This is a genomic window from Streptomyces sp. NPDC104309, from assembly GCF_055584025.1.
On the sequence record NZ_JBVJMV010000001.1, the window covers coordinates 440,888 to 453,129 of the forward strand.

A 12,242-nucleotide genomic window follows, 5' to 3' on the forward strand; every position below is an offset into this window, starting at 1 on the left:
TGAGCTTGAATTGAGGTTCAGGCCTTCGAGGTGACGGTGAGTTGAGGTCGAGAGGCCGAAGATGTACGCAAGGCGAATGCCTGGAGAGCTGGCTGTTCGACTGGTCGGTAGCTTCCAGTAAGGGTTTACAGGGGGGTGCGGAGGGGGTTAGTGTGTGAAGTGAGAACGGGTCTACCGATATGGGGCGGGCCCGGCGGTAATTGATGTGACATCAGATGAGAGTCATGCAATTCCGGGATTAAGTCATCATTTTCACGCCTTCGATGACGGTAATCCACTTTCGTTCCTGATGTCATGGAATGGTACGCGGGGGAAAGGCGTATAGATAGTGCTGGTCGAACGCGAGCGTGAGCTCGAAATATTGGATGGACTCTTTACGGAAACCGCCACCGGGCGGGGCAGGATCGTGCTGGTCAGCGGAGCCGTCGCGAACGGAAAAACAGAACTCCTCCGAACCTTTGCCGACCGGAACATCGCCGGCGAAGCCCTTTTCCTGTCGGCCACCGCGACGGCCGCCGACCGTGAAATTCCCTTCGGTGTTCTGCGTCAACTGCTCGACTGCATGCCCCTCTCCGCCGATCGCATCGAGGAGCTGATCAGCCCCGAGCGTGAACTGGAAACGGTCCGCCGAGCCACCGCCGCACTGCTCGAAGTGTCCAAGACGGCACCGCTGGTCGTCATGGTCGACGACGTGCACCACACCGACGAGCCCTCGATGGACTGCCTGTTGCGCATGACCAACCGCAGTCGCTCGACCCGCACCATGCTCATGCTCGCGGAGTCGGCGTACGACTGGTCGATGCACCCCTCGTACCGGATCGAACTCGTCCGGCAGACCCACTTCCGCAGGATCCGCCTCGCCCCCCTGTCCGTGACCGGGGTCTCCGAAATGCTCACGCAGCACCTCGGACGAGAGGCGGCGTGCGGCCTCGCCTTCGAGGTCCATGAGGCAACGGGCGGTAACCAACTGCTTGTTCGCGCCCTCATCGAGGACCACGGTGACGCGGTGGAGTCCTTCGAGCGCGTGGCCGGCGAAAGCTTCCGCCAGGCCGTGCTCACCTGCCTGCAGCGCAGCGGCCCGGAGGCGCTCGCCGTGGCCAGGGCACTCGCCGTCCTCGACACCGCCGCATCGGCGGACCGGGTCGCGAAACTGATCGGCCGTGACCCCGATGTGGTCACCCGCCTGCTGCACGCCCTGCACGCCTTAGGTCTGCTGGACGGCGACTGCTTCCGGCACCCGCTCGGCCGCGCCGCCGTGTACGAGGACCTGTCAGGAACCGAGCTGGTTCAACTGCACACGGGAGCAGCGCAGTTGCTGCGCCAGGGCGCGGGAGACGCCATCGAGGTCGCCGAGCACCTCGTGGCGGCCAAGAGCGTGCGGGCCGACTGGGCCATCGGCGACCTGCGGCGGGCGGCCGAGGAGGCGCTGGCCGTCGACGACGACGCGGCCGCCATCAAGTACGTCGAGTTCGCGCTCTCGGTCTGCACCGAGGCACGCCAACGCGCCCAGCTGAGGATGCTGTTGATCCGCGTCGAGTGGCGCAAGGACCCCGGGGCGGCGGCCCGCCACCTGACGGCCCTCTTCCAGGAGCAGCGGGACGGACACCTCGACGCCGACCAGACGGCGATGCTCGTGCGCTACGGCATGTGGCACGGGCGGACCGAGGAGACCACCGAGGCACTGGACCAACTGGTGCGGCTGCGCCCGACGCTGAACGAACCCATCGGCTCCCTCCTGACCAGCACCGGGGACTGGCTCAGCCACGCCTACCCGCAGTTCCTGCCCGCCGACACCGACGGCGCCCCCGTGCCGCAGGCCGACAGCGCCGCCGCGCCGCCGGCCCAGCAGGACCAGGCCGCCGCCGTGCTCAGCGCGGTCCTCAGACAGGGCGACGGCGACGGGCGGTGCACCCGCGTGGCCGAGCAGATACTGCAGGGCACCCCCCTCACCGACAACTCCCTGGAAGCCATCACCTCGGCCATCCAGACGCTCGTCTACGGCGAGCGGCTGCCCATGGCGGCGCGCTGGTGCGACATGCTGCTCGCCGAGGCGGAGGCCCGCGGCGTCACCTGGTGGCAGGCGGTCTTCTCCGGCTGCCGGGCCGAGATAGCCATCCGCAACGGCGAGCTGGTCGACGCCGAGAGACACGCGGCGCGCGCCCTGGACCTGATCGGCCCCCACGGCTGGGGGGTCGCGATCGGCGTGCCGCTCGGTGCCCTCCTCTACACGGCCACCGCCATGGGGGACTTCGAGAACGCCCGCAAGTACCTGAAGGAACCAGTCCCTTCGGCCATGTTCCAGACCCGGTACGGACTGTCCTACCAGCGGGCCAGAGGCCGCTACTATCTGGCCACCGACCGGCTGCAGGCCGCGCTCGCCGACTTCCGCTACTGCGGAGAGCTGATGACCGCCTGGGGCCTGGACGCCCCCGCGCTCGTCCCGTGGCGCAGCGACTCCGCGGAGGTCCACCTCAGGCTCGGCGACCATGAGCGGGCCCAACAGCTCGCCCAGGAACAGATGTCCCTTTCCGGCTCGCCCAAGTCGCGTACCCACGGCGCCTCACTGCGGGTGCTTGCCGCGACCATCGGCCACCGGGGGCGGCTGCGGCTCCTGAAGGAGTCCGTCGAGGTCCTCCAGGCGAGCGGGGACCGGCTGACGCTCACCCAGGCGCTGTACGACCTCAGCAGGGTGCACCAGGTGCTCGGCGAGTTCGGCAAGGCGCGGATGATCTCGCGCAGGGCCGGGCGCCTCGCGAAGGAGTGCCGGGTCCAGCGGATGCAGGAGCAAATCGCCCCGAGTCACGAGCAGCCGCTGATGCTCGTGCCGGACGAGGACGACACCTGGAAGCAGCCCGACACCACGGCACGGCAGGCGGCCGACATGCTCACGCTCTCCGAGCGCAAGGTCGCCGCGCTGGCCTCGCTCGGCTACACCAACCGCGAGATATCCGGAAAGCTGCACATCACCGTCAGTACGGTGGAGCAGCATCTCACCAAGATATTCCGGAAGTTGAAGGTCAAGCGCAGGACCGACCTGCCCGTCGAGCTGGAATTCCACGCCGCATCATCGGCTTGATGGTGTACGGACAGATCGCCCCGTCTGCCCTCAGGTCCGTGTCACCGCGCTCTACTCCTGCATTTCGTGGGCGTTCTTGAGATAAGCGATCACGGCCAGCACTCGCCGGTTGTCATGGTTGGACTGCGGCAGGTCCAACTTGGCGAAGATGCTGGCCGTGTGCTTGCTCACCGCGCTGTCGCTGAGGAACAGCCGTTCCGAGATGGCCCCGTTGGACCGGCCCTCCGCCATGAGCGCGAGCACTTCCCGCTCCCGCTCCGTCAGCGCCGACAGCGGACTGCGCGGCCCGCCGGAACGGACCAGCTGGGCCACCACCTCCGGATCCATGGCCGTGCCGCCGGCCGCCACCCGGCGCACCGAGCCGATGAACTCGTCGTCGTCGAAGACACGGTCCTTGAGCAGATAGCCGATCCCGCCCCGGCCGTCCGCGAGCAGCTCGCGCGCGTACAGCTGCTCCACATACTGCGAAAGCACCAGGACCGGCAGTCCTGGCAGCTCCTTGCGGGCCGCGAGCGCCGCCCGCAGTCCTTCGTCGGTGAACGTCGGCGGCAGCCGCACATCGACGAGCGCCACATCGGGCCGGTGTTCGAGCAACGCCGTCAACAGATCAGGGCCGTTGTCGACCACGGCGGTCATCTCGAAACCGTGATCCTCCAGTAGATGGGTCAGTCCTTTCCTGAGGAGGTACTGGTCCTCGCCGAGGACAACACGCACGGCAACTCCATGGTCAAGGTGGTGGGGCCGCCGGGAGGGGAGGCCACGTCTAGCAGACCGTCAAAGGTGGCGAGCCGCCGCTGGATCCCCCGCAGCCCACTGCCCAGCGTCGGATCCGCGCCACCGCGGCCGTCGTCGGTCACGGTGATCCACAGCGCGCCCGCCGCATGGCGCAGGACGACGCGTACCCGTTCGGCGCCCGAGTGCTTGGCGGCGTTCGACAGCGCCTCGCTCACCGAGAAGTACGCGCACGCCGCCACGGGCGGCGCCGGCCTGCCGGGCAGATCGACGCTCACGTCCACCGCCAGCGGATGGGCGAGCGCCAGCGCACGCACGGCGTCCGCCAGCCCCCGCTCGGCCAGCACCGGCGGATGCACCCCGCGCACCAGCGCGCGCAGATCGACGAGGGCCGCGGCCGAGTTCTCACGGGCCTCGGCCACCATCTCAAGCAGCTCGGTCGACTGCCCGTCCAGGCGCCGCTCGATGGCCCGCAGCGTCATGCCGATGGCGACCAGTCGCGTCTGCGCCCCGTCGTGCAGATCCCGCTCGATCCTGCGCAGCTCGGCGGCCTGGACGCCGGAGGCCTCCGCCCGCGTCGCGGTCAACTGTTCGACGCGCAGGGCGAGCTGGGACTTCCTGGTCGGCGCGAGCAGCAGCGCACTCCACGCGGCCAGGCCGCGCAGGGCGTACGGCGTCACCCACAGGGCGAGCACCGCGGGCGGCACGGCGAGCGCGAGGCCCGGCCCGCCGGCACCCCACCGCACCACCAGCGCGACCACGGCCGCCGGGCCGAGCAGCAGCACCGCACAGACGAACGGATTGAGGAGCAGCCACAGCAGGTCCCGCCAGGTCGCGGGGTCCCCGAGCAGCCGACGCCGCGCGGTCAGCCACCTGGGCAGGACCGGATTGCTGTGCAGATGCGTGCCGTACGCGTAATGGCCGTCCGCCCGTTGGGCCGGCGGCTCGGGCCTCGGCCGGTACGGCGGGGGAATGTCCACCCCGGCCCACTCGCGCAGCAGCCCCCGCCACAGCCCGGTCAGCCGCCGGCTCGGCTCGACCGCCCACGCGAAGACGGGCACCAGCCCCAGAGGCACCGAGAGGGCCAGCGCCACCAGCTGGAGCAGGGCCAGCAGGAATCCGCACAGCGCGAGCAGACACAGCAGGACGGCCGCGCCCAGGCCCTGAGCGGCTTGCCGCGGCCACGTCCACCAACCCGCCCCCCGACCGCCCGGCAGACCGCCGGGCGACAGCAGGCGCTTCGTCAGACGGCCGTGCGCCCGCAGCGCCCGGGGGCCCGCGGTGAAGCCCAGGAGCACCAGAGGCACACCGAGCACCGCCGCCCCGAGCGCCGGCCAGGACACCTGCCACCACAGCAAGGCCGTGAGTCCCGCAAGCCCGCAGCCCACCAGAGCGGCAGGCAGCAGCGCCACGGGCGCGCACAGCAAGGGGTCGACCAGCAGCCACACCAGATCCCGGAGCGTCGCCCGGTCCCGGGAGACCTGCCGGGCCCGCCGCTTGCGCAGGGCGGCCTTGTCAGACGCGTACAGCCGTCGGCCCTGGCGATACCAGCCGCCCTCGCGGGGCTGCGGGGCCGATACCGGCGGTGCGTACGGCGCGGGGATGTCCACCCCGGACCAGGTGCCGGCCAGGCGGCGGCGCAGCAGTGGCAGCCGGCGCAGACGCAGCACCGTGCCGCCGGCGCCGAGCACGGCCGCCACGGCCATCGGCACGAAACACAGCAGCCCCATGACGGAGAGGGCGGCCAGGGCCGCCCCGCGGGCCGGCGCGGGCCCGTGCCGGTGGGGCCAGGAGCCGACGGCAGGCCTGACGTCGCCGGTCACCGCACCTCCGCAGTCCGAATGGATCTCCAGTCCGGCACGGCCGGGGAAGCGCCGGTGGGGGTGCAGTTTTCTGCACCCCCACCGTGCTCGTGACTGCATTCCGGACGGCCACGCCCGGAACATAGCCTGAGGAACGAAGCAAGCACGGAACGGCGGCACGACAGGAAGGAGGCCACGGTGGCGACACAACCGCCGCAATGGCCACGGCGGACGAACGGCGCGACGCCGGCCGACACGGAGCCACGGACGGAGGAGGCAGAGGCCGCAGCTGCACCGCAGGGCGAGCAACGCAACCCGCGCACCATGCTGATCAAGGTCACCGCCCTCGACATCGCGCTGCCGCTCCTTCTCTACTACGGCTTGCGGATGCTGGGCACGAACCAGTGGCTGGCCCTCGTGATCAGCGGTGCCCTGCCGCTGGCCCGTCTAGCCTACCAGGTGGTCAGAGAGCGCAAGGTGGAGCGGACGACGCTCTTCTCCCTGAGCATCATCGTCACCAGCACACTGGTGTCGCTGCTCACCGGAGACCCCAGACTGGTCCTGGCCAGGGAGAGTTACTTCACCGCGCTCGTCGGCCTCTGGATGCTCAGCACCCTGCTGGCCAAGCGGCCCTTCCTCTACGCGGCGACCATCCAGATCCTCCCGGAGGCCACCGCGCGTTCCTGGCGGGAGGACTGGGAGAACTCGCCGGAGTTCCGCAAGGCCATGCGCCTGATGACCGCCGCATGGGGGGCCGCCTTCCTGATCGACGCCGTGGCCCGAGTGGTGATGGCGTACACGCTGCCGGTCGACAGCGTGCCGCTCCTCGGCGCGGGAGTCCTGGTCGTGATGCTGATCGCGGTCGTGCAGTTCAGCAAGGCGTACGCCAAGCGGCTCGCCGCACGGCTCGGCAGGCCGAGCTCCGTCTGAGCTCCCGCGGACCTCGCGGAGCATCCCCAACACTCCCGTCCGGGCGTCCCCTTCACCACGTGAGTCCACCCCCGCACTCATGTGGTGCCGCCCGGACGGGTCAATCCCTTGTCAGGTTCAGCAGGGCGCGGGCCGCCAGTTCGTACCCGTACGCCCCGAGCCCCACGACGATGCCGCTGGCCAGTGGGGCGATCACCGACTCGTGCCGGAACTGCTCCCGCGCCCACACATTGGACAGATGGACCTCGATCCAGGGGCGCGGGTAGTTGGCGAGCGCGTCCCGCAGGCTCCAGCCGGCGATCATCAGGGCGCCGGGGTTCACGATCGCGCCGACGGTGTCGTAGTTGCTCTGGATGGCCTGGATCAGCTCGCCCTCGGACTCGCGCTGGACGGACACCACGTCCCAGCCGTTGCCCTTCACCTCCTCCGCCACGGCCGCTTCGATGTCGGCCAGCGTCGCTTTCCCGTACACCTCGGGCTCGCGATGGCCGAGGATCCCCAGGTTGGGCCCGTTGAGGAGAAGCAGTCTGCTCACGATGCACCCCGCGTGCTCGGACCGGCGCCCCGCAGGGCCCGGCAGTGTTCCCTAGTGGTCACACCGTGCCCTGCCGAAGTCCCGCACCGGTCCGCGCGCCGCCAAGTGTGGGGTGTTCAGGGGGCACTTAGGGGGCCACCGAGGCCAGGGTCTCGGCGACGGTGGCCTCCGGGACGTCGTGCACAAGCTCCGGGCCGCGGGCGCCGTCCAGGACGAACGACAGACCGCTCGTGGCCTTCTTGTCGAGCCGCATCAGGGAGATGAGCCGGTCCGGGTCGAGTCCGGCGGGAATCTCGGTGGGCAGCGAGTAGCCGCGTACGACATCCAGATGCTCGGCGGCGCGCGCCGCGTCGATCCGGCCGAGCGCCCCCGCGAGCCGGCCCGCGAAGACCGTGCCGATGGCGACGCCCTCGCCGTGCCGCAGCGCGTAGTCCGTCGCCCGCTCCAGTGCATGACCCAGCGTGTGGCCGTAGTTGAGGATATGACGGCGGCCCGCGTCCCGCTCGTCGGCGGTCACGACCGACGCCTTGAGGGCCACGCTCGCGGCGATCTGTTCGTGCAGCGGCAGCGACCGCAGATCGCCCGCGCCGATGAAGTGACAGCGGGCGATCTCGCCGTAGCCGTTGACCCACTCCCGCTCCGGCAGCGTCTCCAGATAGTCGGTGTCGCACAGCACGGCCTTCGGCTGCCAGTACGCGCCGACCAGGTTCTTGCCCTCGGGCAGGTTCACCGCGGTCTTCCCGCCGACGCTCGCGTCCACCTGCGCCAGCAGCGACGTCGGCAGATGGATCACCGGTACGCCGCGGTGGTAGAGCGCGGCGGCGAGACCGACCGAGTCGGTGGTCGTGCCGCCGCCGCAGGAGACGACGGCGTCCGACCGGGTCAGGCCGAACTCGGCGAAGCGGCGGCACAGTTCCTCCACCGTCGCCAGCGTCTTGTCCTCCTCGCCGTCCCTGGCCGCGAGCATCAGGGCGGGCACCCCGGGATCCGGCACCCAGTCCGCCGGCCGCGCGGACACCACGGCGACCCGCCTGGCGCCCAGTTCGGCGACGACCTCGGGAAGCGTGTGGCGTATCCCCGGGCCGATGCGTACGGCGTACGAGCGTTCGCCGAGCGCGACCTCGATCCGCCTGTGGGTCATGGGCACTTGAAAACTCCTCGTGGTCGGCCGCGTCGGCGGATCGCCTGCACCGAGCATGCAGCATGGGCGAGTACGACAGATTATGTATCGGGGAAACCAGGGGTGGCATAGGGGTACCGCCCCGATGGGGCGACAAATACGCTGCTCGAAATCGCTCCCCAAGGAAAGTCAATGCTTGAGAAGATACTGCCGACTCAGGTCGCCTCGTACGAAACGTTCGAGGATCCGGCGGAGGCCACGCTTTTCCCTGAGGAAGAGGCTCTGATATGTGACTCGGTGGAATCGCGACGTCGTGAATTCACCTCCGGACGGTACTGTGCGCGCCAGGCACTCGCGCGCCTCGGATACTCCGTTCCGCAGCCGGTGCTCCAAGGAGTCAGAGGGGCTCCTGTCTGGCCGCGCTCAGTCAGGGGCAGCATCACACACTGCAGCGGCTACCGTGCGGCGGCCGTCGGCAAGGTCTCCGAGCTGGCCTCGGTGGGCATCGACGCGGAGCCCAACCTGCCGCTGCCGGACGGTGTGCTGGAGGCGGTGGCGCTCCCCGAAGAGCAGGTCATGGTCAAGGAACTGATCACCGATGTGCCCGAAGTGCACTGGGACAGGCTGCTCTTCAGCGCCAAGGAGAGCGTCTACAAGACCTGGTATCCGCTCACGCGCCGCCCGCTGGAATTCGAGGACGCGGTGATCGACTTCGATCCGACGGACGGCACGTTCTCCGTGCGGCTGCTCTCTCATGTGCGGAGTGCTCAGGATTTCCCCCGGGGGATCGCAGGGCGGTGGATTACCGGAAACGGTCTCGTGGTGACAGCGATCGCGTTGTCGGTTGCGAGCGGCTCGTCTGTTGACAGCGGCCTTTGAGGAGAGGAAACCGTATGAACGCCGTCGAACCGAATGTGATTCTCCGGGGTGGCGTCTCGCCATATCTGACGGATGATCAGCGCATTCGTTATGTGGAGGACACCGACGACAAGCTGAAGCTACTGCGGGGCAATTGCTACGAACACTTCGAGCCGACCGCCGAGAGCGAGACCCACGACGGCATGCAGCTGCGGGTGTTCGTCTGGGTGGGGGGCACCAAGCTCGCCGAGTGACACGGTTCGCCGCCGACGGATCCTCGGGGCCGGAACGGGGTCGGGCGCACCGTCGTGTGGCGGTGCGCCCGAACCCGTTCCGGCCCCCGGCCGTTCACCGGGCGCGCAGGCCCCTCCCCGTACTCGACGAACAGGTCGGTCGCCCTGGCGACCCCGCCGGCCTCGTGCTGACGCCCCGCCCAGTGGCGTGCGCGCTCGGAGAACGAGTTCTCGGTCAGCACCCGGTTCGGCTCGGCGATGACCTCGGCGGCGTCGAACGTCCTGGTGTCGTCCACGGCGAGGCCCGCGCCGCAGTCGACGACGCGCACCGCCAGATCGTGACAGTCCAGCCGGAGCGGCGCCACCACCAGCGGCCTGCCGAAGTGCAGGCACTCGCCGACGCTGTTGCCGCCACCGCCACCGCCGCCGGCTTCTTGGGCATGCCTGTGTGCAGCGGCAGCGTCAGGAACCGCAGACGGAGCAGGCGGTTGGCCACCCGCTGGGCGCGCGTCATGCGCTGCGGCAGCCCGGACAGCTGGGTCGGGTAGTCCTTGGGAAGCAGCGGCTGAAAGAAGCCGGGTAGGGCACGCTGAGGACGAACGGGATGCCGCGCGTCATCGCCACGTCGACGGCGTACACCGTCTCGGCGTCGACCACCATGAGCGCGGGCCTGATGCGCTCGGCCTCGGCGTCCAGCGCGAGGTACTACTCGGTGAGCACCGTCACGTCCAGGGCCTAGCGGATGACGGCGACGCAGTTCTTCCACTTCGATTGCGTCGTGGCCGCCCGGTGCGCCTTGTCGTCCCAGAGGTCGGGTGCAGCCCCCGGACCTGCGGGCCCAGCGGTACGTACGTGACGGAGCCGCTCCCCAGTGCCTCCAGGTCGCCGCGGACGTCGTCGTCCGCGGCGAAACACACATCGAGCCCGCCGCGGGCGGCGAGTTCACCGGCCATGGTCAGTTTTCAAATGGCCGCGGGCCGAGCTGGAGACGAAAGGGACCGGCCCTTGGGGATGGATGGTCATGCCGTCCACTGTTGGGGCGTGACCCCGCCCCCAACAACCCCTCCGGACCCAGTACCCCTATAGAGGATTACCCCGGTCGCGGCAGCAGCGAATATTCCGCTTACGGAAGCAGTGCGGAAATCTTCTCGGAAATCGTGGATATGACACGCGGTGCGTGGTTGTTCAGGTAGAAATGTCCGCCCGGATAGGTGTGCATCTCGAAGTCGCTCTTCGTGTGCTCGCCCCAGGCGCGGGCCTCGTCCAGAGTAGCCTTCGGGTCTTCGGTGCCCACGTGCACATGGATGGGGGCGGCGAGGCGGGCGCCGGGCGTGTGCCGGTAGGTCTCGGCGGCCTTGTAGTCGCTGCGGATCGCGGGCAGCACCATGCGCAGCAGCTCCTCGTCGCCGAACACCTGGGCGTCGGTGCCGCTGAGCGCACGCAGCTCGGCGACCATGCCGTCGTCGTCACGCAGGTGGACGGTCTCGTCCCGGTGCCGGGACGGCGCGCGCCGCCCGGAGGCGAACACCACCAGCGGCACCGTCCCCCGCTCCTCCAGACGCAGGGCGAGCTCGAACGCGAGCGAGGCGCCCATGCTGTGCCCGAACAGCGCGAGCGGCCGGTCGGTCCACGGCAGGACCTGCTCGACCAGTACGTCGGCCAGTTCGGGGAGGGACTCGATGCACGGCTCGGTGCGGCGGTCCTGACGGCCCGGGTACTGCACGGCGAGCACGTCGACGTCGGGCGAAAGCGCCTTCGACACGGGGAAGTAGAACGGCGCGGAGCCTCCGGCGTGCGGCAGGCACAGGAGTCTCGCCGGCGCGTCCTGGGCCGGGTGGAATCGACGGATCCACAGGCTGGTGTCGGTGAGGTTCGCGGTCACCCGAAGTCCTTTCGCGTGCTGCCGGTCGAGGAGGGCGGTCGCGCCTGCCCGCACGGCGAGCGGGATTCACGCACCAGCCTGCCGGGCCGTGCCGAACGGACACAACCCCTGTGTTGTAGGGGCTGTTGTAGGGTTGCGTAATTCGACGTAGGGGGAGATCGGGAACGCGTGTCCCGGCGTCGATGTGTAACCGGAAACCTACATTGGCCTCGCCGCTTCGGTCGGGCTGAGGCGGCTGCGTTGGTCATCAGCTGTCGGGTGTCCGAGGCGATTCTGTTGCCTGGGCATGGTGGAGTCCCGGCGCAATGGTCGGGTTCTCCGGGTCCTTCGGATCGTCGGTGGGCGAAGGGCCGCAGGTCAGTCAACCGGTCGGGGCAGTGCGGCAAGGCGGTGGAAAGCCGTGGCCAGTTCGTGTCTCCAGGGACAGGTCGCCGAGATCCGCAGGCGGAGGCGGCGTCCACCGCGGGTGAGGCGGGCGGCAACGTGCAGCAGCCGGTAGCGAGGTTCCGAGTGGGAGGTGATCGGCGTGGCGTCGAGGTCCAGGACCACGCCGGGAAGTTCTCGTCCGCCGGCCTGGACCGCGGGTATGCCCTAGCCGGTCTCGGCGGCCTGCATCCAGGCGACTTCCCGGGCCCGAGGAGCGGGCCGCTCGCAGCGAAGCGAGTACTGCCCCGTCGGTGTCGGCGAGCAACCGCCAGGCCGTGGGCGTGGAGGCGACCGGTCCGAATACCTCGCCCTGGTCCCGCAGTACGGCCAGATCCGCTATCGCCTCACCGCCGTCGGCGAGCATCACCGCGAGATCGGTGGCGGTCCGACCTGGATCGTGCCCGGTGCCACGCGGTCGCAGCGGCCTGAGCGCAGTGGAGTAGGCGGTGGTCAGACGGGTGGCACCGGCAAGATCCGCCAGCAAACGTGCGCCCGCGTGCCCGACCACCCCCCAACCGTCAGCGGAGACGTGGAGCTTGGGACGAGAACCGATACCCTGCACGCAGAAATTGCCTTCCGCTTGGACCGACAGAACCCCTCGACAAGGTTCATCGTCCCAGCTCAGAAGGCACTTTCGTATGTCCTCCC

At 69.6% G+C, this 12,242-nt stretch carries 11 protein-coding genes and 2 pseudogenes; 7 read left to right on the top strand and 6 right to left on the bottom strand.

Annotated features, from left to right (window positions below):
• Positions 1 to 328 precede the first annotated feature (328 nt).
• Entirely contained in the window at positions 329 to 3,076 is a 2,748-nt protein-coding gene (locus ACZ68L_RS01305; protein ID WP_469573187.1) for a helix-turn-helix transcriptional regulator, read from the top strand.
• A gap of 51 nt (positions 3,077 to 3,127) precedes the next feature.
• Here the strand turns inward: ACZ68L_RS01305 and ACZ68L_RS01310 are convergent, their stop codons facing one another.
• Both ACZ68L_RS01310 and ACZ68L_RS01315 read right to left on the bottom strand, forming a co-directional pair.
• Entirely contained in the window at positions 3,128 to 3,790 is a 663-nt protein-coding gene (locus tag ACZ68L_RS01310) for a response regulator transcription factor (RefSeq protein ID WP_469573188.1), read from the bottom strand.
• Positions 3,742 to 5,631: a sensor histidine kinase gene (locus ACZ68L_RS01315; RefSeq protein WP_469573191.1), complete on the bottom strand. Its 1,890-nt coding sequence runs from the start codon at positions 5,629 to 5,631 to the stop codon at positions 3,742 to 3,744. The genes ACZ68L_RS01310 and ACZ68L_RS01315 overlap by 49 nt, the downstream gene beginning before the upstream one ends.
• Before the next feature lie 177 nt (positions 5,632 to 5,808).
• Here ACZ68L_RS01315 and ACZ68L_RS01320 point away from each other — a divergent pair, with 177 nt between their 5' ends.
• The gene (locus tag ACZ68L_RS01320; protein WP_469573192.1) at positions 5,809 to 6,540 is read left to right on the top strand and encodes a VC0807 family protein; all 732 of its coding nucleotides are present in this window, start codon (positions 5,809 to 5,811) and stop codon (positions 6,538 to 6,540) included.
• Between the two features lie 100 nt (positions 6,541 to 6,640).
• Here the strand turns inward: ACZ68L_RS01320 and ACZ68L_RS01325 are convergent, their stop codons facing one another.
• Both ACZ68L_RS01325 and ACZ68L_RS01330 read right to left on the bottom strand, forming a co-directional pair.
• Positions 6,641 to 7,075 (bottom strand): type II 3-dehydroquinate dehydratase, encoded by a 435-nt coding sequence (locus tag ACZ68L_RS01325; RefSeq protein ID WP_469573194.1) that lies wholly within the window; start codon positions 7,073 to 7,075, stop codon positions 6,641 to 6,643.
• Between the two features lie 127 nt (positions 7,076 to 7,202).
• On the bottom strand, positions 7,203 to 8,216 hold the full coding sequence (locus ACZ68L_RS01330) for a 3-dehydroquinate synthase family protein (protein WP_469573322.1): 1,014 nt from the start codon (positions 8,214 to 8,216) through the stop codon (positions 7,203 to 7,205).
• Positions 8,217 to 8,387: 171 nt separating this feature from the next.
• On the opposite strand from ACZ68L_RS01330, the pseudogene ACZ68L_RS01335 reads away from it, so the two are divergent.
• From ACZ68L_RS01335 to ACZ68L_RS01355, 5 genes and pseudogenes are all read left to right on the top strand, one after another.
• Positions 8,388 to 8,657, top strand: a pseudogene (locus ACZ68L_RS01335) (4'-phosphopantetheinyl transferase family protein); the annotation flags it as partial.
• Between the two features lie 36 nt (positions 8,658 to 8,693).
• Positions 8,694 to 9,074: a 4'-phosphopantetheinyl transferase family protein gene (locus ACZ68L_RS01340; RefSeq protein ID WP_469573323.1), complete on the top strand. Its 381-nt coding sequence runs from the start codon at positions 8,694 to 8,696 to the stop codon at positions 9,072 to 9,074.
• Positions 9,075 to 9,088: 14 nt separating this feature from the next.
• Positions 9,089 to 9,307 (top strand): DUF5988 family protein, encoded by a 219-nt coding sequence (locus tag ACZ68L_RS01345; RefSeq protein WP_469573196.1) that lies wholly within the window; start codon positions 9,089 to 9,091, stop codon positions 9,305 to 9,307.
• 62 nt (positions 9,308 to 9,369) lie between these two features.
• Positions 9,370 to 9,834 (top strand): hypothetical protein, encoded by a 465-nt coding sequence (locus ACZ68L_RS01350; RefSeq protein WP_469573198.1) that lies wholly within the window; start codon positions 9,370 to 9,372, stop codon positions 9,832 to 9,834.
• Positions 9,835 to 9,890: 56 nt separating this feature from the next.
• Positions 9,891 to 10,025: a hypothetical protein gene (locus ACZ68L_RS01355; RefSeq protein ID WP_469573200.1), complete on the top strand. Its 135-nt coding sequence runs from the start codon at positions 9,891 to 9,893 to the stop codon at positions 10,023 to 10,025.
• Positions 10,026 to 10,409: 384 nt separating this feature from the next.
• Here ACZ68L_RS01355 and ACZ68L_RS01360 read toward each other — a convergent pair whose 3' ends face one another.
• Both ACZ68L_RS01360 and ACZ68L_RS01365 read right to left on the bottom strand, forming a co-directional pair.
• Positions 10,410 to 11,168 carry a thioesterase II family protein gene (locus tag ACZ68L_RS01360; RefSeq protein WP_469573202.1) on the bottom strand — a complete coding sequence of 253 codons (759 nt, stop codon included), beginning with the start codon at positions 11,166 to 11,168 and terminating at the stop codon, positions 10,410 to 10,412.
• A gap of 504 nt (positions 11,169 to 11,672) precedes the next feature.
• A pseudogene (locus ACZ68L_RS01365) lies at positions 11,673 to 12,186 on the bottom strand (IS1380 family transposase); the annotation flags it as partial.
• Positions 12,187 to 12,242 lie beyond the last annotated feature (56 nt).

Coding starts and splice junctions, on each gene's coding strand:
- ACZ68L_RS01330 (WP_469573322.1), bottom strand. CDS start 8,216: ATGACCCACAGGCGGATCGAGGTCGCGCTCGGCGAACGCTCGTACGCC.
- ACZ68L_RS01345 (WP_469573196.1), top strand. CDS start 9,089: ATGAACGCCGTCGAACCGAATGTGATTCTCCGGGGTGGCGTCTCGCCA.
- ACZ68L_RS01355 (WP_469573200.1), top strand. CDS start 9,891: ATGCCGCGCGTCATCGCCACGTCGACGGCGTACACCGTCTCGGCGTCG.